This is a genomic window from Streptomyces sp. NPDC054047, assembly GCF_055585065.1.
Genome location: NZ_JBVJKV010000011.1, coordinates 208,373 through 227,319, shown reverse-complemented (window position 1 = coordinate 227,319; position 18,947 = coordinate 208,373). Strand labels below are relative to the sequence as shown.

Sequence of the window (18,947 nt, the reverse complement as noted above, 5' to 3'; positions counted from 1 at the left end):
GCCCCCACCAGCCCGCACCCCCTCACCGACCCCCCTGCCCACCCTCCCAGGAGCCCCGCTCGCCGCCCCGCCGCTCCGGCCCACGCCCCCGGAAGCGGCGCCTCTCCCCCGCCGGGCGCGACGCCTCCGAGTCAGCAAGCCGCACCACGGGGTCATCCGCACCTTCGCGCCCCGCAACCACCGGCTTCGGGGCGCGTGCCGCCTTCGCGCGGTACTGGGCCGCGTCCGCGAGGCGGAACAGGCGGCGGGCCGAGCGCACCTCGCCGATCGGGTCCTCCGTGGAGGCGACCCCGCACGCGACACCGTCCCCCAGCTCCAACTCGGCCGCCCGTACGCAGAGTTCATCGGCGACCCGCACCACCTCGTCGGCGGTGGGCCCCACCGAGAGCAGACAGAACTCGTCCCCGCCCAGCCGCGCCGCCAGCGTCCCCGGCAGCATCGCCCCGCACAGGGACAGCACCGAACCGAAACGTTCGAGCAGACGGTCGCCGACCGCGTGCCCCTGGGTGTCGTTGACCCACTTGAGGCCGTTCACGTCACACACGACCAGGCTCACCGCGGTCCCGTCCGCGCGGTGCCGCTCCACCGCCTCCTCGAGGCGCAGATCGACCGCGCGCCGGTTGGCGAGCCCGGTCAGCGCGTCAGTGAAGGCAAGACGGCGGGCCTCCTCCAGCCTCTCGGTCTGCGCGATCCCGGCCGCCACGACCGAGGCGAGCACCGTCGCGAAGTCCGCGTCCTCGCGCCCGAAGACCGGCGCCCCCACCGCACGCGCCACGTACAGCTCGCCCCACGCCCGCCCGTGCAGCACGATCGGCGCGACCACGCAGCAGCCGCGACCGCGCCTGCGCAGGGCGGCGACACGCTGGTGGCAGTAGCCGGGGGTCGCGGCCTCCGCGGGGCCCTGCGCCGTCTCCACCCAGGCGTGCGGCTCACCGCCGCCCGCCCAGCGCTCGTGCAGGAACTCGGTGATCTCCGGGAACTCGTTCACCGGGTACGCCTCGCGCTCCGGGAACTCTTCCTCCCCCTCGGCCCGTTCGCCCACGTTCACGAGCACCCTCAGCCGTCCGAGATCGCGCTCCCAGACGGACAGGGCCGCGAAACTCCCCGCCAGCGCTCGGCACGCGCCGCGGGCAGCGGCCCGCCAGGACTCACGCGGAGTGTGCGCGGCGGCCATCCCCTGCGCCAGCACGACCACGGCCCGCAGCCGGAGATCCTCTCCCATCTCCCCAGGCTAGGAGATTTACGACATTTTGGGCGATCGGAACATCACGCAGAGTGCGGACCGGGCCTCGGACTCACTCTCCCGGCCACTGCGGCTTCCGCTTCTCGTTGAACGCCGCGACGCCCTCCGCCCGGTCACCGGAGAAGGCCACCGAGCGCCAGGCCGCGTCCTCGACCTCGAGCCCGGCGCGCAGGTCGAGCCCGTGCCCGAGCCGCAGGGCGCGCTTGGCGGCACGCAGCCCGACGGGCGAGTTGGCGGCGATCCGCGCGGCGAGCGCGAGCGCTTCCGTACGGTCCTCGCCCTCGCCCACGAGCTGATCCACGAGCCCCAACTCCCGCGCCTCGGCCGCCTCCACGCGCCGCGCGGTGAAGATCAGCTCGGCGGCCCTCGCCGCGCCCACCCGGCGCGGAAGCAGCTGCGTACCGCCGCCGCCCGGGATCACGCCGACCGACACCTCGGGGAGGCCGACCACGGCGGTCGGGTCGGCGACGATGAGATCGCAGGCGAGCGCGAGCTCGAACCCGCCGCCGAGCGCGAAGCCGTGCACGGCGGCGACGGTCGGCACGGGCAGTTCGAGTACGCCGGTGTAGGCGGCCCGCGCGGTGGGGCGCTGGCGCACCAACTCGGCGTCGGAGAAGGAGTTGCGCTCCTTCAGGTCGGCACCGACACAGAAGGCACGCTCGTGGCTCGACGTCACGACCACGACCCGCACGTCGCGGTCCTCGGCGAGGGCGGCGCAGGCGGAGCCGATGGCGCGGGCCATGTCCGTGGACACGGCGTTCATGGCCTTGGGCCGGTCGAGGACGAGCTCGGCGACGTGGTCGTGCCGCCTGACGCCGACGAATTCCCCGAACCGCTGCTCGCCACCCATTGCTTTCCTCCACGGAAGGTTAACGGTCGTTACCGCATTGCAGGAGGATCATGTCACCGCCACGGAGCGCACGGTGGGCGGGCAGGAAAATTCCGCGCCGCAGCGGTGGTCGGGAAGTCAGCTGCCGCGCCGGGCCAGCAGCCACGGCTCGACGACACCGAGTCCTCGCACGGGCCGCTGCCACATCGGCTGCAGGGCGAAGCGGTAGGAGGGCGGCTCCGAGCCCTCCTTCTCCGCGGTCTCGGCGGCCTCCGCCGCCTGGGTCTCGGAGGCGGGGGCGTCTCCCGTGCGCGTCAGCTCCTCGGCGAGCGCGCCGTCCACCAGGACGGCGTCCCGAGGCGCTATCGACGTGAGGCGGCTCGCGAGGTTCACCGTCGTACCGAAGACGTCGCCCATGCGCGTCGTGACCGTGCCGAAGGCGATGCCGACCCGCAGCTCGGGCATCGTCTCGTCGTTGGCCATGGTCTCGATCAGCCGCAGGGCGATCTCCGCGGCCACGCCCGCGTCGTCGGCGGCGTAGAGCACCTCGTCGCCCAGGGTCTTGATGAGCCGCCCGCCGTGCGCCGCGACCAGGTCAGCGGCGGTGGTCTCGAAGGCCTCGACGAGCTCGCCGAGTTCCTCCTCCTCCATGCGCCGGGTGAGCCGCGTGAAGCCGACGAGATCGGCGAACCCGACGGCGAGCCGCCGGTCGACCATTTCCTCGTCGTCCGCGGCCTGCACGACCCGCCCGGTGGCGGCGGCGAGCTGCCGCCGCCAGACGTAGACGAGGAACTCTTCGAGCTCGGGCAGCAGAAGCTCTATCAACGGATAGGTCACTTCGGTCCGCGTCATGCCCGGCTCGGGCGGCTCCGTGAGACCTTCCAGGAAGGAGTCGATCTGCCATTCGGCCAGCCGGGCGGTGGTCTGCCCGGTGGACCGGGCCACCTGCACCGCCATCGCCTCGCTGAGCAGCCCCGCTTCGACGAGACCGGCGAGGCGGCGCAGCGCGAGCACGTCCGCCTCGGTCAGGGCCTTGGCCTGGCCGATGTCGGGAAAGCCCATGGCCCGCCAGAAACGGGAGGCGAGCTCCATGGATACGCCGGCGCTGCGGGCCGCCTGGAACGGGGTGTAGCGGCGGTCGGCGCCGAGGATGAGCCCTTCGAGGCGCAGGGCGAGGGGATCCTTCTCGGGATCCCCCGGCTTCTCGTCCCCCGAGTCCATCGAGTCGAACGCGTGGGTGACGGACCCAGCGGTACGTCCGGGCTCGCCGTCGGGGGATGCACCCGTGCCGGAGCCCGTGTCGTCGACGGTCACGCCTGCTGCCCTTCCGATCTGCCGCGGTCAGGTATCGACCGGCGCCAACTTTACGGCAGGTGTGCCGCAGCTCACGCCTTTCGCCGGCGTGGGCGCCCAGGACAGCGCTTTCCCCGCCCCACCGGCGCCGAACACCCTTTCCCCACCCACCCGCCCGTTTGCCCCACATCCCCACCTGGACGAACAAGCCTCATCCACCCGCCCGAATCCCCGCATCCCCCCTTACACCCCCCTCAGATGCACCACATCCCCCGCCCCCACAGGCTCCTGCACCCCGTCCCCCGTAGCCAGCACCAAGCGGCCGTCGCCGTCCACCGCCACCGCCTCCCCCGTGATCGACCGATCACCCGGCAGCTCCGCCCTGACCTTGCGGCCGAGCGTCGCGCAGCCCGCCGCGTACGCCTCCTGGAGGCGGGACGCCGCCGGATCGCCCTCCGCCGCGCGCCAGTCCCCGTACCACTGCTCAAGAGAACGCAGCACCGCCCGCAACACCGTGTCCCGGTCAGTGCTCGCCGCCCCGGCCAACGCCAGCGACCCCGCCGTCGGCACCGGCAGCTCCTCCTCGCGCAGGGTCACATTGATCCCGATGCCGACCACAACACCGCCCCCACCGGAACCCGCCCGCTCCGCGAGGATCCCCCCGGCCTTGCGCTCCTCTCCCCCCACCGTCACCAGCAGGTCGTTCGGCCACTTGAGGGCCGTGTCCACCCCCGCCGACCGCGAGAGACCGGTGGCCACGGCCACCCCCGTGAGCAGCGGCAGCCACCCCCACCGCTCGACCGGCACCGACGGCCCCGGCCTCAGGAGTACGGAGAAGAAGAGCCCCGAGCGCGCGGGCGCCGACCAGCGGCGGTCGAGCCGGCCCCGCCCCGAGCTCTGCTCCTCGGCGACGAGCACCGCCCCCTCGGGCAGTTCGTCCGCGCGTGCGGCCAGATCCGTGTTGGTCGACCCCGTCGCGGGCACCACGTCCAGAGAGGTCCACAGGCCCCCGCCCCGCACCAGCGCCCGCCGCAGCGACGCGGCGTTCAGCGGCGGCCGGTCGAGGTCGGACCAGCGGTTGTCCTCAGGGAGGTCGGAAGGGTCGTCTGAAGCATCTCGCGGCGTCATGCAAGCCACCTTAGGTGTGGTAAACGCCGCACTGCCGAACCGTATCGGCGCCGATACCCTACGACTCAGTAGCAAGCGAGTCACAGCAGCCACAAGCCACGCCGCAAGCCGCCAGTCGCCCCTTTGAGCAGGCAGGGAGCCGCATCCCTATGTCCGAGCCGGAAGAGCCCAACGTGCCCGTGCCAAGCGCCGCAAGCGATACCCCCACCACCCCTGACGCAGGTGACACAGGTATCGACATCCATACGACTGCGGGAAAACTCGCTGATCTGCAGCGCCGCATCGAGGAGGCCAAGCACGCCGGTTCCGCTCGCGCGGTCGAGAAGCAGCACGCCAAGGGCAAGTTGACGGCGCGCGAACGCATCGACCTGCTCCTGGACGAGAACTCCTTCGTCGAGTTCGACGAGTTCGCCCAGCACCGCTCGACCGACTTCGGCCTGGAGGCCAACCGCCCCTACGGCGACGGCGTCGTGACCGGCTACGGAACCGTCGACGGCCGCCCCGTGGCCGTCTTCTCCCAGGACTTCACCGTCTTCGGCGGCGCCCTGGGCGAGGTCTTCGGCCAGAAGATCGTCAAGGTCATGGACTTCGCCCTGAAGACCGGCTGCCCGGTCGTCGGCATCAACGACTCCGGCGGCGCCCGCATCCAGGAGGGCGTCATGGCCCTGGGGATGTACGGCGAGATCTTCCGCCGCAACACCCACGCCTCCGGCGTGATCCCGCAGATCTCCCTCGTCGTCGGCCCCTGCGCGGGCGGCGCCGTCTACTCCCCCGCGATCACCGACTTCACGGTGATGGTCGACCAGACCTCGCACATGTTCATCACCGGGCCCGACGTCATCAAGACGGTCACCGGCGAGGACGTCGGCTTCGAGGAGCTCGGCGGCGCCCGCACCCACAACAGCACCTCCGGCGTCGCGCACCACATGGCGGGCGACGAGAAGGACGCGATCGAGTACGTCAAGTCCCTCCTGTCCTACCTGCCTTCGAACAACCTCAGCGAGCCCCCCGCCTTCCCCGAGGACGCGGACCTGGAGCTGACGGACGAGGACCGCGAGCTCGACACCCTCATCCCGGACAGTGCGAACCAGCCGTACGACATGCACACGGTGATCGAACACGTCCTGGACGACGCCGAGTTCTTCGAGACGCAGCCGCTGTTCGCGCCGAACATCCTCACCGGCTTCGGCCGCATCGAGGGCCGCCCGGTGGGCATCGTCGCCAACCAGCCCACGCAGTTCGCCGGCTGCCTGAACATCGACGCCTCCGAGAAGGGCGCCCGCTTCGTCCGCACCTGCGACGCGTTCAACGTCCCGGTCATCACCTTCGTCGACGTGCCGGGCTTCCTGCCGGGCGTCGAGCAGGAGCACACGGGCATCATCCGCCGCGGCGCGAAGCTGATCTACGCCTACGCGGAGGCGACGGTCCCGCTGATCACCGTCATCACCCGCAAGGCGTTCGGCGGCGCGTACGACGTCATGGGCTCCAAGCACCTGGGCGCCGACCTCAACCTGGCCTGGCCGACCGCGCAGATCGCGGTGATGGGCGCGCAGGGCGCGGTGAACATCCTGCACCGCAAGACCCTCGCCGCGGCCGAGGCATCGGGTGACGTGGAGGCGACCCGGGCCCGCCTGATCCAGGAGTACGAGGACCGGCTGCTCAACCCGTACACGGCTGCCGAGCGCGGCTACATCGACGCCGTGGTCATGCCGTCGGAGACCCGCTCCCACCTGGTGCGCGGCCTGCGCCAGCTGCGTACGAAGCGCGAATCCCTGCCCCCGAAGAAGCACGGCAACATCCCCCTCTAGACCGGGCGGACCGGGGCAGGCCATGCAGAGCGCGCCCCGGCGAGGAGAGCGAGGAGACCCTTCATGATCAAGGTCGTACGGGGCAATCCCACCCCGGAGGAGCTGGCCGCCGCACTGGCGGTGGTCCAGGCGCGCGCCGCGGCGGTCGCGAACCAGCCGTCCGGCGCGCCCGCGGTCCTCGACGCCTGGGCGGACCCGGCCCGCGTGGCCCGCGACCGGCTGCCCGCACCGGGGCCGACTGCCTGGGGCCGCACGTACTGGCCCGGCTAGCCGGGCGCGGCGACCCGGGAATGAGTGACACGGGCCGGGGCGCCTGAGTACGCGTACTCAGGCGCCCCGCCGCCACCGCGCGCAGTATCGGTCTCATGCTGTGGTCGGACCCCGAGAACAACCCGCCCAAGGACATGCGGGACATGCAGGCGAAGATGCGCCGTGCGGGGCTCGTCCTTGCCCTCGCCATGGTCGTGGCGATGTTCGTCCTCGGCATCCACTGAGCCTCGATACGCTGACCGCATGAGTGATCAGCCCCGCCGTCTCGTCCTCGCCTCCAAGTCCCCCGCCCGGCTCGGCCTCCTGCGCCAGGCCGGTCTCGCCCCCGAGGTGATCGTCAGCGGGGTCGACGAGGACGCGATCTCCGCGCCGACCCCCGCCGAGCTCGCCGTCGCCCTGGCCGAGGCCAAGGCGTCGGTCGTCGCCGCGCGCCCGGACGCGAAGGGCGCCCTGGTCATCGGCTGCGACTCCGTCCTCGAACTGGACGGACAGGCGCTCGGCAAGCCCGCCGACGCCGAGGAGGCCACCGCCCGCTGGAAGTCCATGCGCGGCCGCGCGGGCGTCCTGCAGACCGGCCACTGCGTGTACGACACCGCGGCGGGCCGCCACGTATCGGCGCTCGCCTCGACCGTGGTCCGCTTCGGCGAGCCCTCGGACGAGGAGATCGCCGCGTACGTGGCGAGCGGCGAACCCCTGCACGTGGCGGGCGCGTTCACGCTCGACGGCCGCTCGGCCCCCTTCGTCGACTCGATCGAGGGCGACCACGGCAACGTCATCGGCCTGTCGCTGCCGCTGCTGCGCCGCCTGCTCGCCGAACTGGGCGTCGGCATCACGGAGTTGTGGACGAAGTAGCCCGCCCCGGCGGTCCCGGGCGACCTCAGCGGCGGCCCCGGCTACCTCAGCGGCCCCAGGAGGGCTCTCAGGCGGGCTGTGGAGCGCCGTTCTCCGGCGCGCCACCGCCCGCTGCCCCGTTGCTCGCGCGGGGCCCGTCGGCGACCTCGTCGGGCTTCTTGTCGTATGCCACCAGCGTGAGCACGATCAGGCCGAGCACGACCATCATGAAGGCGAAGGCGGGCCAGCCCACCAGGCCGACGGAGAACGCCCCGAGCAGCGCGTGCACCACGGCGGCGCTGATCAGGAGCAGCCGGCCGAGGCGGCCCGGCGCGCGGTCGCGTATCGCCGAGCGCAGCATGACGACGGCGCACAGCGCGAGGTAGCAGCCGAAGACGCCGCCCGCGATCCACGTCGACACGGACATCGCGTGCGGGTCGAGGCCGGCGAGCGACATGTCCTGCTTGTTCACGACGAGGCCGAGGAACCAGTTGAGCAACGCGATGCCCACCGCCTCCACCAGGAGCACGATCGCGCCCACCCAGGCCACCGGTCTACGCGCCACGGCGCCCACCCACTTCCGCTGTTACCGCCAGTACGTGCCAGACATCGCGAACGCTACATGGGGGCACCCCCTGCTCGTTAAGAGCTCGGGGGAGGGTAAACCGAGGGACAAGGGCCCTGCCGAAGGCAAAGAATCATTGGGCCATTCGTAGGGACTCGACAAAGAATGGCCCTCTGCCGCAGCACGCCCTCACAGAGACCTTGACCACACCGGCGCGTTAGTCTGCCTCGAAGGGACCCTGCGTACCGTGGTGCGACAAGGGATTTCGCGGACGGGCAGGCCCCGGATCACGCTCCGTGTGGGCAAGCTCACCATTGGGGACGGGTCGAAAGGTCGTGTCGGCAGTCCCTAAACTCGGCTTGTTTCAAGGAGGGAGCCATCGTGCGCAAGGTGCTCATCGCCAACCGTGGCGAAATCGCTGTCCGCGTTGCTCGGGCATGCCGGGATGCAGGGATCGCGAGCGTAGCCGTCTACGCAGATCCTGACCGGGACGCTCTGCATGTACGTGCGGCAGATGAGGCGTTCGCGCTGGGCGGTGACACTCCGGCCACCAGCTACTTGGACATCTCCAAGGTGCTGGCAGCGGCCAAGGACGCGGGGGCGGACGCGATCCACCCCGGCTACGGCTTCCTTTCGGAGAACGCCGACTTCGCGCAGGCCGTTCTGGACGCGGGTCTGATCTGGATCGGCCCGCCGCCGCAAGCAATTCGTGACCTGGGTGACAAGGTCGCCGCCCGGCACATCGCGCAGCGCGCGGGTGCCCCGCTCGTGGCCGGTACGCCGGACCCCGTGAGCGGTTCGGACGAGGTCGTGGCCTTCGCCGAGGAGCACGGACTGCCGATCGCGATCAAGGCCGCCTTCGGTGGCGGCGGACGCGGTCTCAAGGTGGCCCGGACCCTCGAAGAGGTGCCCGAGCTGTACGACTCCGCGGTGCGCGAGGCCGTCGCGGCCTTCGGCCGTGGCGAGTGCTTCGTGGAGCGCTACCTCGACAAGCCGCGGCACGTGGAGACCCAGTGCCTGGCCGACCAGCACGGCAACGTGGTGGTCGTCTCGACCCGTGACTGCTCGCTTCAGCGCCGCCACCAGAAGCTGGTGGAGGAGGCCCCCGCGCCGTTCCTGAGCGAGGCCCAGAACGCCGAGCTGTACGCGGCGTCCAAGGCCATCCTCAAGGAGGCCGGCTATGTGGGCGCCGGCACCGTCGAGTTCCTCGTCGGCGTCGACGGCACGATCTCCTTCCTGGAGGTCAACACCCGTCTGCAGGTGGAGCACCCGGTCACCGAAGAGGTCACCGGCATCGACCTGGTCCGCGAGATGTTCCGCGTCGCGGACGGCGAGGAGCTGGGCTACGGAGACCCCGAACTGCGGGGCCACTCCTTCGAGTTCCGCATCAACGGCGAGGACCCGGGCCGCGGTTTCCTGCCGGCACCGGGCACCGTCACCGTCTTCGCCCCGCCGTCGGGTCCGGGCGTGCGCCTGGACGCGGGCGTGGAGTCCGGCTCCGTGATCGGCCCGGCGTGGGACTCGCTCCTCGCCAAGCTGATCGTGACCGGCGCGACGCGCGAGCAGGCCCTGCAGCGCGCCGCGCGCGCCCTGGAGGAGTTCAACGTGGAGGGCATGGCCACGGCCATCCCCTTCCACCGCGCGGTCGTCAAGGACCCGGCCTTCGCCCCCGAACTGACCGGCTCCGCCGACCCGTTCACGATCCACACCCGGTGGATCGAGACCGAGTTCGTCAACGAGATCCCCGCGTTCGCCGCGGCGACCGACACCGAGACGGACGAGGAGCCGGGCCGCGAGACGGTGGTCGTCGAGGTCGGCGGCAAGCGCCTGGAGGTCTCGCTGCCCTCCTCGCTGGGCATGACCATCGCCCGCACCGCGGCGGCGGGCGGCGCCCGCCCCAAGCGGCGCGCGGCGAAGAAGTCGGGCCCGGCGGCTTCCGGTGACACCCTGGCCTCGCCCATGCAGGGCACGATCGTCAAGATCGCGGTCGAGGAGGGCCAGGAGGTCCAGGAGGGCGACCTGATCGTCGTCCTGGAGGCCATGAAGATGGAACAGCCCCTGAACGCACACCGCTCGGGCACCATCAAGGGCCTCACGGCGGAGGTGGGCGCGAGCCTGACCTCCGGCGCGGTGATCTGCGAGATCAAGGACTAGTCCTCGGCCATCGGGCGCCGGACGGGCTGAATGTTCAGCCCGTCCGGCGCTTGAGGACGAACTCGGCGAAGCCGGTGACAGGCGGCACGCACGCTTCGGGCAGACTTGAAGCACGCGTACGTTCAGGGAGGCACGCCATGGCAGAGGCAGAGAGCCCGCAAGAGCGCCCCCGCTCGAAAAGAGCCGACGCGCGCCGCAATTACGACCGGCTCCTCGCAGAGGCCCGCACCGCCTTCGCGGAGCACGGCACGGACGCCTCGCTGGAGGACATCGCCCGCCACGCGAACGTGGGCATCGGCACCCTCTACCGCCACTTCCCCAACCGGCACGCCCTGATGAGCGCCGTCTTCGAAGAGGCGGTGAGTGATCTCCTGGACCGCTCCCGCGCGCTCCTGAAAGATCCGCAGCCCTGCTCGGCCCTGGTGACCTGGCTCCGCGCCATCATCACTCATGCGGGTGAGTACCGCGGGCTCTCCCGCGCCCTCATGTCGGCGTCGCACGACGACAGTTCGGCACTCTCCCGATGCAGCAGGCCGATGCGCGAGGCGGGCACGGCCCTGCTCGTGCGGGCACAGCAGGCAGGTGCCGTACGCCCCGGTGTCTCGATCGCCGATCTGATGCAGCTGACCAACGCGATCGCGCTGGCCGCCGAAGAGACCCCCGACGAGCCCGAGTTGGCCGACCGCCTCCTGATGCTGACCCTGCGCGGCCTGAAGCCCGAAGGGTCGGCACCGGACGAGCCCGGCCCCGCGACCGGTTCAGCGGCGGCGTAGATCCGCCACCCGCGCGGCACGCTCCCCGGGCTGCTGCTCCCCGAGCACCGCACTGCGCAACTGCGCACCGGGTCCCGACCCGTGACCGCCGTGGTTGCGGCGCTGACCCGGCAGTGGCACGTCCCGGCGCGACTGCCGCGCCGGGACGGAATCCACCCCTGATCCGGAGTTGGGGCTCGCGCTCCCGCCCGCGACCGCGATCTGCACACCCTGGTCGGCCAGGGCCTGCAGCTCGGTGGCCGCACGGTCGTCGTGCGTGGGCGGCTCGTCCGTGACCAGACGGGTGATGACGTCCGTCGGCACCGTCTGGAACATCGTGTCGGTGCCGAGCTTGGTGTGGTCGGCGAGGACCACCACCTCGGCGGCCGCCTGGACGAGCGCACGGTCCACGCTCGCCGAGAGCATGTTGGACGTGGAGAGCCCGCGCTCGGCGGTCAGACCACTGCCCGACAAGAAGGCGCGCGACACCCGCAGTCCCTGCAGGGACTGTTCGGCCCCGCTGCCCACAAGTGCGTAGTTGGACCCGCGCAGAGTGCCGCCGGTCATGACGACCTCGACGCGGTTGGCATGGGCCAGGGCCTGTGCCACCAAGAGGGAATTGGTGACGACGGTCAGACCGGGTACCCGCGCGAGCCGTCGGGCCAGCTCCTGCGTGGTCGTACCCGCCCCGACGACGATGGCTTCGCCTTCTTCGACGAGTCCCGCCGCGAGATCGGCGATAGCCGTCTTCTCGGCGGTCGCGAGATGTGATTTCTGCGGAAAGCCGGACTCCCGCGTGAATCCGCCCGGCAATACCGCACCGCCATGTCTGCGGTCGAGGAGTCCTTCTGCCTCCAGCGCGCGCACGTCCCGCCGTACGGTCACTTCGGAGGTCTGGACGACGCGGGCGAGCTCCCGGAGCGATACAGCTCCGTTGGCCCGCACCATTTCGAGGATCAATTGGCGACGTTCTGCAGCGAACACGAAACTGACAGTAACCCCAACGACCGTCTGCTTTCAGCAGTTTGCGCCGAATTACAGAAGTTGTTCGCACAGTTGGGTGGGAAGTGGTATAGGCGCCTACTCACCCCGCCTATGCCGGGCGAATGGGCGACAACAGCCCGTGACCTGCGCAGAGTTGATACCCCGCCGGACGCCGATCAGTCGGCGATCAACCGACGATCAGTCCGCGATCAGGCTTCGCCCGCCGACTTCCGCGTGTGAAGTTGACGCGCGACCTCGGCGATCGAGCCCGAAAGGGATGGATACACGGTGAACGCATTCGCGATCTGCTCGACCGTCAGATTGTTGTCGACCGCGATCGAGATGGGGTGGATCAGTTCCGAGGCGCGCGGCGCGACGACCACACCGCCCACCACGATGCCCGTACCGGGACGGCAGAAGATCTTGACGAAGCCGTCGCGGATGCCCTGCATCTTCGCGCGCGGGTTGCGCAGGAGCGGCAGCTTGACGACGCGGGCGTCGATCTTGCCGCCGTCGACGTCGGACTGGCTGTAGCCGACGGTCGCGATCTCCGGGTCGGTGAAGACGTTCGACGACACGGTCTTCAGGTTCAGCGGCTGCACCGCGTCGCCCAGGAAGTGGTACATCGCGATGCGGCCCTGCATGGCGGCCACGGAGGCGAGCGCGAAGATCCCGGTCACGTCACCGGCGGCGTACACACCCGGCGCGGACGTGCGCGACACCTTGTCGGTCCAGATGTGCCCGGAGTCCTTGAGCTTGACCCCGGCCTCCTCCAGGCCCATGCCGCTGCTGTTCGGGATGGCACCGACAGCCATCAGACAGTGCGTACCGGTGATGACGCGGCCGTCGTCGAGCGTCACCTCCACGCGGTCGCCCACGCGCTTGGCGGAGGCGGCGCGCGAGCGCGACATGACGTTCATGCCGCGGCGCCGGAAGACGTCCTCCAGGACGGCGGCGGCGTCCGGGTCCTCGCCGGGCAGCACGCGGTCACGGCTCGACACGAGCGTGACGTTCGACCCGAGCGCCTGATAGGCGCCGGCGAACTCGGCACCGGTGACACCGGAACCGACCACGATGAGCTCTTCGGGGAGCTCGTCCAGGTCGTACACCTGGGTCCAGTTCAGGATCCGCTCGCCGTCGGGCAGCGCGTCGGGGACCTCGCGCGGGTGCCCGCCGGTGGCGATCAGGACCGCGTCGGCGACGAGGGTCTCCTCGCTCCCGTCGGCCGCGCGCACGACGACCTTGCGCGAGCCGTCGGTGTCCTGCTGGCCCTCCAGGCGGCCACGGCCGCGCAGCACGCGGGCGCCGGCCCGCGTGACGGAGGCGGTGATGTCGTGGGACTGCGCGAGCGCCAGGCGCTTCACACGCCGGTTGACCTTGCCGAGGTCGACGCCGACGACGCGCGCCGGGCTGTCGATGTGCGGAGTGTCGTCCGCGACGATGATGCCGAGCTCCTCGTAGGAGGAGTCGAAGCTGGTCATCACCTCGGCCGTGGCGATCAGAGTCTTGGACGGGACGCAGTCGGTGAGCACCGACGCCCCGCCCAGACCGTCGCAGTCGACGACGGTCACCTCCGCGCCGAGCTGGGCGGCAACGAGTGCCGCCTCGTATCCGCCGGGTCCGCCGCCAATGATCACGATCCGAGTCACGTACTCCATTGTCCCGCACGCTTCAAGGTGCTTCGCCCCGGGGGCTCCATCCGGGCCGTTCTCCCTACAAGAAGGGCACTTCCGTTACCGGAGGGACGCACGCGTCGGCTGCCGTACCCTCGACCCCATGTCGCTCTACGCCGCGTACGCCGGCAATCTGGATCCGCGGCTCATGTCACGCCGCGCCCCGCACTCGCCGCTGCGCCAGACCGGCTGGCTGAACGGCTGGCGGCTGACCTTCGGCGGGGAGCACATGGGGTGGGAGGGCGCGCTGGCCACCATCGTGGAGGCGCCGCGTTCCCAGGTCTTCGTCACGCTGTACGACGTCGCCCCCATGGACGAGGACTCCCTGGACCGGTGGGAGGGCGTGGGGCTCGACGTCTACCGGCGGATGCGGGTGCGCGTGCACACCCTGGACGGCGAGGAACCCGCCTGGGTGTACGTGCTCAACGGATACGAGGGCGGCCTGCCGTCCGCGCGCTATCTGGGGGAGCTCGCCGACGCTGCGGAGACCGCGGGAGCGCCCCACGACTACGTGATGGAGCTGCGGAAGCGGCCCTGCTAGGGGCGCCTGCCCCGGGCTGTGGCGCGCGCCGCGCCCCTCTTCGAACCTTCCTCGCCCCCTCGAACCTCTCGTTGAACCTCTCGTTGAACCTCTCGTCGAACCTCTCGTCGAACCTCTCGTCGGAAACGACAAGACAACGATCCGAATCCCGTGAGCATCGTCATCTACGCGCGTAGGGCACGAGCGGCTACTCTCGTCCGCGTGAACGCTTCAGTTATTCCGGACGACATCCAGGGCGACCCCTACGCCGCCGCCGACGCCGCCGCCGCGCGCCTGCGTGAGCTGACGGGTGCCGAGACCCACGACGTAGCCCTCGTGATGGGCTCCGGCTGGGCACCGGCGGTGGACGCGCTCGGCGTGCCCGACGCCGAGTTCCCCGTCACCGAACTGCCCGGCTTCCCGCCGCCGGCGGTGGAGGGCCACGGCGGCCGCATCCGCTCCTTCACGGTCGGCGACAAGCGCGCCCTGGTCTTCCTGGGCCGCACCCACTACTACGAGGGCCGTGGCGTGGCCTCCGTCGCGCACGGCGTGCGGACGGCCGTGGCCGCGGGCTGCAAGACGATCGTGCTGACGAACGGCTGCGGCGGTCTGCGGGACGGCATGCGCCCCGGTCAGCCGGTCCTGATCAGCGATCACCTCAACCTGACGGCCACGTCGCCGATCGTCGGCGCGAACTTCGTGGACCTCACGGACCTGTACTCGCCGCGTCTGCGCACCCTCTGCAAGGAGATCGACCCCTCTCTCGAAGAGGGCGTCTACGCGCAGTTCCCCGGCCCGCACTACGAGACTCCGGCCGAGGTCCGCATGGCCCGCACGATCGGTGCGGACCTGGTGGGCATGTCGACGGTCCTCGAGGCGATCGCCGCGCGCGAGGCCGGCGCGGAGGTGCTCGGCATCTCCCTGGTCACGAACCTCGCCGCGGGCATGACGGGCGAGCCCCTCAACCACGAGGAGGTCCTCCAGGCGGGCCGCGACAGCGCTACCCGCATGGGGGAGCTGCTGGGTCAGGTCTTGGGCCGCATTTAGCGGGCGGGGGCCCTTGTCTGGCGGGGGCGCCTTGCCTGGCGGGGGCGCCTTGCTGGTGGGGGTGTTGCCTTGCCTGGCGGGGTGCCTTGCCTGGCGGGGTGCCTCTGCCGGGGTGCTGGGTGGGGTGGCGTGCGGTGCTCGCTGCCGCGCGGGCTTCTCCCACCCGCCCACCCGATCGCCCCGCAGCATTGCCCGCTGCCGCACAAGCCTTCCCGCCCACCCGCCCGATCGCCCCGCAGCACCGGGACCACCGCCCAGTTGCCTCGCAGCGGCAGCAGCACCCATTGCCGCACAAGCTTTCCCGCCCGCCCACCCGATTGCCCGGGAGCTGCGGGGTGATCGGGTGGGTGGGCGGGAAAGCTCCGTCGCGGAGCGACGGGACAGGGAAGCCACGAACGAGCCGCACCAGGTAGGTGCAGCGGGACAGGGAAGTCCCGAACGAGCCGCACCGGGTGGGTAGCGGCGGGACAGGGAAGCCCCGAACCAGCCGCACCGGATAGGCGCGGCAGGACGAACCAGCCGCACCGGGTCGGCAGGGGGCGCACCCGGCCCAGTTGCAAATGCGCCCGCAGGGCCGCCGCGCCGGGTAGGTAGGGGGCGTACCCGGGGCGGGCCGAAGAACCCCCGTAGGGCCGTACCCCGGGTAGGGGTACCCGGAGCGCCCCGCAATAGAACTCCGCATACGAGAGGCTGACGTCACGTGTTGGACGACTCTGAACTCATCGCGCGGGCCCAGGCCTGGCTGGCCGAGGACCCGGACCCCGACACCCGCGACGAGCTCGCCAAGCTCATCGACGGCGGGGACACCGAAGAGCTGGCCGCCCGCTTCGGCGGCACCCTCCAGTTCGGCACCGCCGGCCTCCGCGGCGAACTCGGCGCGGGCCCCATGCGCATGAACCGCTCCGTAGTCATCCGCGCGGCCGCGGGCCTCGCCGCGTACCTCAAGTCCAAGAACCAGACCGACGGCCCCGTAGTGATCGGCTACGACGCCCGCTACAAGTCGGAGGACTTCGCGCGCGACACCGCGGCCGTCATGACCGGCGCCGGTCTCAAGGCCGCCGTACTCCCCCGCCCCCTCCCCACCCCCGTACTCGCCTTCGCCATAAGGCACCTCGGGGCGGTCGCGGGCGTAGAGGTGACGGCGAGCCACAACCCTCCGCGCGACAACGGCTACAAGGTCTACCTGGGCGACGGCTCCCAGATCGTGCCGCCCGCGGACGCGGAGATCGCGGCGCAGATCGACGCGATCGTCTCGCTGCACGACGTCCCCCGCCCGGACACCGGCTGGGAGACCCTCTCGGACGACGTCCTGAACGCCTATCTGGCCCGCACGGACGCCGTCCTGGCCCCCGGCTCCCCCCGCACGGCCCGCACCGTCTACACGGCGATGCACGGGGTCGGCAAGGACACCCTCCTCGCAGCGTTCGACCGGGCGGGGTTCCCCGCCCCGGTCCTCGTCGCCGAGCAGGCGGAGCCCGACCCGGACTTCCCCACGGTCGCGTTCCCCAACCCGGAGGAGCCGGGCGCGATGGACCTCTCCTTCGCGAAGGCCCGCGAGGTGGACCCGGACCTGATCATCGCCAACGACCCGGACGCGGACCGCTGCGCGGCGGCGGTCAAGGACGGCACAGACCCCGCCGACTGGCGCATGCTCCGGGGCGATGAGGTCGGCGCGCTCCTCGCTGCCCACCTCGTACGCAGAGGCGCCCGCGGCACGTTCGCCGAGTCGATCGTCTCCTCCTCCCTCCTGGGCCGGATCGCGGAGAAGGCGGGCCTCCCGTACGAGGAGACCCTCACCGGCTTCAAGTGGATCGCCCGCGTGGACGGCCTGCGCTACGGCTACGAAGAGGCCCTCGGCTACTGCGTGGACCCCGAAGGCGTACGCGACAAGGACGGCATCACGGCGGCGCTGCTCCTCACCGAGCTGGCGTCCGAGCTCAAGGAGCAGGGCCGCACGCTGCTCGACCTCCTGGACGACCTGGCCGTGGAGCACGGTCTGCACGCCACCGACCAGCTGTCGGTCCGCGTGGAGGACCTCTCCCTGATCGCGGACGCGATGCGCCGCCTGCGCGAGCTGCCGCCGACGGAGCTCGCGGGCCTGCCCGTGACCAAGGCCGAGGACCTGACGCAGGGCACGGAGAAGCTGCCGCCCACGGACGGCCTGCGCTACACGCTCGACGGGGCACGCGTCATCGTGCGCCCGAGCGGCACGGAGCCGAAGCTGAAGTGCTACCTGGAGGTGGTGGTCCCGGTGGCGACGAAGGCCGACCTGCCCGCCGCCCGCGCCAGGGCGACGGACCTCCTCGGAGCGATCAAGAACGACCTGTCCGCGGCCGCGGGCATCTAGCGGGCCTCCGGGGCGGGTGGCCGCAGGGCCGCCACCCGTCCGGGTGGTTCCGACGGCGCAGCTGCCGCAGCGATCCGGTGCGCTGCCGGTCCCCCAGGAAGGGTGACCGGCAGCGCACGATCACGTTCCGGGAGCTGCCGCAGTGCCGTACGGACCGACCCCAGACACCCCGACCGACACCTCGACAGACACTCCGCCAGACACCTCGACCGCCTCGACGTCCGCCGCCCCGCCCCGGATCGTCCCTCCGTCCCGCCGCCCCCGCGTCACCCCGAACCGCACCCAGGGCCGCCCCGCACGCGCCGCCCGCGCCCTGCGGCACGCGTCGCCCGCACTCCTCGCGTACGCCGCCGTGCGTCTCTTCGGAGTCCTGGTCTTCGCCCTCTGGGCGCGCACGGAGCATCGCGGCGTCTGGCACCTGCTGGCGGAGTCGTGGGACTGCGACTGGTATCTGAGGATCGCCGACAAGGGGTACGCGGACACCCTGGGCACCCAGATCGACGCGAACAACCTCGCCTTCTTCCCCCTGCATCCGCTGCTCATCAGGGCCGGCAGCGTGATCGTCCCGGAGCCGCGCGGGGCCGTGGGGCTCGCGGTCGCCGTCGGCTGCTCGTTCCTCGCGGCGTGGGGGATCTTCGCGGTGGGCGACCACCTCCACGGGCGCAGGACCGGCGTCCTGCTCGCCGCCCTCTGGGGCTCGCTGCCCGTCGCGCTCGTGCAGTGGATGGGCTACACGGAGTCGCTGTTCACGGCGCTCACCGCGTGGGCGCTGTACGCCGTGCTCACCGGCCGCTGGATCTGGGCGGGCTCGCTGGCCGCGCTCGCGGGCCTGACCCGCCCCACGGGCGTCGCGCTCGCGGCCGCGGTCTCCCTGACGGCGCTGCTCACGCTGTTCCGGCAACGTCGGCGCAAGGGCTCCGAGGGCTACAGGGACTTCAAGGGCTACGAGGGCCACGAGGGCCACGAGGGCCACGGAGAGGGTCGCTTCCCCGTGCGCACCCTCCTGGGCGCCCTGCTCGCCCCGCTCGGCTGGGTCGCGTACGTCGCCTGGGTGGGGCTGCGGCTCGACCGCTGGGACGGCTATTTCGCCGTACAGAAGCTGTGGCACAACGAGTGGGACGGCGGGGTGAGCACCCTGCGGACCATGTACGACCTGCTCGCGGTCCAACGGCCGCAGCTGTTCCTGACGATGGTGACGGCGACACTGCTCGCGTCGCTGGCGCTGTTCGTCCTGTCGGTGGGCGACCGTCAGCCGCTGCCGCTGCTGGTCTTCACCGGCTTGCTGCTGCTGATCGTGCTCGGCAGCAAGGGGGTCTACTTCCCGCGGGCCCGCTTCCTGCTCCCCGGCTTTCCCCTGCTGCTGCCGCTCGCGGCGGCGCTGGCCCGCGCGCGGACCCAGGTCGCCGTGACGGTGATGGTGGCCGCGGCGGTGACGTCGGCGGCGTTCGGGGGCCACATGCTGCTGGCGTGGATGGGCCCGCCGTGAGAGCGGCGCTCGGGCAG

17 protein-coding genes are annotated in these 18,947 nt (G+C 71.5%); 10 read left to right on the top strand and 7 right to left on the bottom strand.

The genetic code is table 11. The features are described from left to right. Nucleotides 1–22 precede the first annotated feature (22 nt). The 4 genes from ACZ6ZP_RS33345 to ACZ6ZP_RS33330 all read right to left on the bottom strand — a co-directional run bounded on the left by ACZ6ZP_RS33345 (nt 23) and on the right by ACZ6ZP_RS33330 (nt 4,493). Nucleotides 23–1,222 (bottom strand): GGDEF domain-containing protein, encoded by a 1,200-nt coding sequence (locus ACZ6ZP_RS33345; protein ID WP_361472811.1) that lies wholly within the window; start codon nt 1,220–1,222, stop codon nt 23–25. A 73-nt stretch (nt 1,223–1,295) separates the two neighbouring features. Further along, entirely contained in the window at nt 1,296–2,093 is a 798-nt protein-coding gene (locus ACZ6ZP_RS33340; protein WP_351170675.1) for an enoyl-CoA hydratase/isomerase family protein, read from the bottom strand. A 117-nt stretch (nt 2,094–2,210) separates the two neighbouring features. After that, complete coding sequence (locus tag ACZ6ZP_RS33335; protein WP_351170678.1) at nt 2,211–3,386, bottom strand: adenylate/guanylate cyclase domain-containing protein; 1,176 nt, start codon at nt 3,384–3,386, stop codon at nt 2,211–2,213. Nucleotides 3,387–3,608: 222 nt separating this feature from the next. Continuing rightward, the gene (locus ACZ6ZP_RS33330; RefSeq protein ID WP_469409507.1) at nt 3,609–4,493 is read right to left on the bottom strand and encodes a biotin--[acetyl-CoA-carboxylase] ligase; all 885 of its coding nucleotides are present in this window, start codon (nt 4,491–4,493) and stop codon (nt 3,609–3,611) included. 149 nt (nt 4,494–4,642) lie between these two features. Between ACZ6ZP_RS33330 and ACZ6ZP_RS33325 the strand changes: the two genes are divergently transcribed. The 4 genes from ACZ6ZP_RS33325 to ACZ6ZP_RS33310 all read left to right on the top strand — a co-directional run bounded on the left by ACZ6ZP_RS33325 (nt 4,643) and on the right by ACZ6ZP_RS33310 (nt 7,423). Next, nucleotides 4,643–6,301 carry an acyl-CoA carboxylase subunit beta gene (locus ACZ6ZP_RS33325; protein WP_351170684.1) on the top strand — a complete coding sequence of 553 codons (1,659 nt, stop codon included), beginning with the start codon at nt 4,643–4,645 and terminating at the stop codon, nt 6,299–6,301. Between the two features lie 63 nt (nt 6,302–6,364). Next, nucleotides 6,365–6,571 (top strand): acyl-CoA carboxylase subunit epsilon, encoded by a 207-nt coding sequence (locus ACZ6ZP_RS33320; protein ID WP_351170687.1) that lies wholly within the window; start codon nt 6,365–6,367, stop codon nt 6,569–6,571. A 95-nt stretch (nt 6,572–6,666) separates the two neighbouring features. Further along, nucleotides 6,667–6,795: a morphogenic membrane protein MmpB gene (gene mmpB, locus ACZ6ZP_RS33315; RefSeq protein WP_272902837.1), complete on the top strand. Its 129-nt coding sequence runs from the start codon at nt 6,667–6,669 to the stop codon at nt 6,793–6,795. Between the two features lie 19 nt (nt 6,796–6,814). Beyond that, on the top strand, nt 6,815–7,423 hold the full coding sequence (locus tag ACZ6ZP_RS33310; RefSeq protein WP_351170691.1) for a nucleoside triphosphate pyrophosphatase: 609 nt from the start codon (nt 6,815–6,817) through the stop codon (nt 7,421–7,423). Between the two features lie 67 nt (nt 7,424–7,490). Here the strand turns inward: ACZ6ZP_RS33310 and ACZ6ZP_RS33305 are convergent, their stop codons facing one another. Then, nucleotides 7,491–7,967, bottom strand: a complete 477-nt coding sequence (locus tag ACZ6ZP_RS33305) for a hypothetical protein (RefSeq protein WP_366462378.1) — start codon at nt 7,965–7,967, stop codon at nt 7,491–7,493. A 381-nt stretch (nt 7,968–8,348) separates the two neighbouring features. On the opposite strand from ACZ6ZP_RS33305, the gene ACZ6ZP_RS33300 reads away from it, so the two are divergent. Then, on the top strand, nt 8,349–10,121 hold the full coding sequence (locus ACZ6ZP_RS33300; RefSeq protein ID WP_351170697.1) for an acetyl/propionyl/methylcrotonyl-CoA carboxylase subunit alpha: 1,773 nt from the start codon (nt 8,349–8,351) through the stop codon (nt 10,119–10,121). A 137-nt stretch (nt 10,122–10,258) separates the two neighbouring features. Next, nucleotides 10,259–10,894: a TetR/AcrR family transcriptional regulator gene (locus ACZ6ZP_RS33295; protein ID WP_351170700.1), complete on the top strand. Its 636-nt coding sequence runs from the start codon at nt 10,259–10,261 to the stop codon at nt 10,892–10,894. On the opposite strand, the gene ACZ6ZP_RS33290 is transcribed toward ACZ6ZP_RS33295, so the two are convergent. After that, nucleotides 10,880–11,857 (bottom strand): DeoR/GlpR family DNA-binding transcription regulator, encoded by a 978-nt coding sequence (locus tag ACZ6ZP_RS33290; protein ID WP_351170703.1) that lies wholly within the window; start codon nt 11,855–11,857, stop codon nt 10,880–10,882. The genes ACZ6ZP_RS33295 and ACZ6ZP_RS33290 overlap by 15 nt on opposite strands. Before the next feature lie 209 nt (nt 11,858–12,066). Further along, nucleotides 12,067–13,515 carry an NAD(P)H-quinone dehydrogenase gene (locus ACZ6ZP_RS33285; protein ID WP_351170706.1) on the bottom strand — a complete coding sequence of 483 codons (1,449 nt, stop codon included), beginning with the start codon at nt 13,513–13,515 and terminating at the stop codon, nt 12,067–12,069. A gap of 118 nt (nt 13,516–13,633) precedes the next feature. Between ACZ6ZP_RS33285 and ACZ6ZP_RS33280 the strand changes: the two genes are divergently transcribed. From ACZ6ZP_RS33280 to ACZ6ZP_RS33265, 4 genes are all read left to right on the top strand, one after another. After that, on the top strand, nt 13,634–14,071 hold the full coding sequence (locus ACZ6ZP_RS33280; RefSeq protein ID WP_160506851.1) for a gamma-glutamylcyclotransferase family protein: 438 nt from the start codon (nt 13,634–13,636) through the stop codon (nt 14,069–14,071). A 201-nt stretch (nt 14,072–14,272) separates the two neighbouring features. Further along, the gene (locus tag ACZ6ZP_RS33275; protein ID WP_351170710.1) at nt 14,273–15,097 is read left to right on the top strand and encodes a purine-nucleoside phosphorylase; all 825 of its coding nucleotides are present in this window, start codon (nt 14,273–14,275) and stop codon (nt 15,095–15,097) included. Nucleotides 15,098–15,800: 703 nt separating this feature from the next. Continuing rightward, a complete protein-coding gene (locus ACZ6ZP_RS33270) occupies nt 15,801–17,444 on the top strand; it encodes a phospho-sugar mutase (RefSeq protein WP_469409619.1) in 1,644 nt (547 codons plus the stop codon). Between the two features lie 142 nt (nt 17,445–17,586). Further along, nucleotides 17,587–18,930, top strand: a complete 1,344-nt coding sequence (locus ACZ6ZP_RS33265; RefSeq protein ID WP_469409504.1) for a hypothetical protein — start codon at nt 17,587–17,589, stop codon at nt 18,928–18,930. The last annotated feature ends 17 nt before the right edge of the window (nt 18,931–18,947 follow it).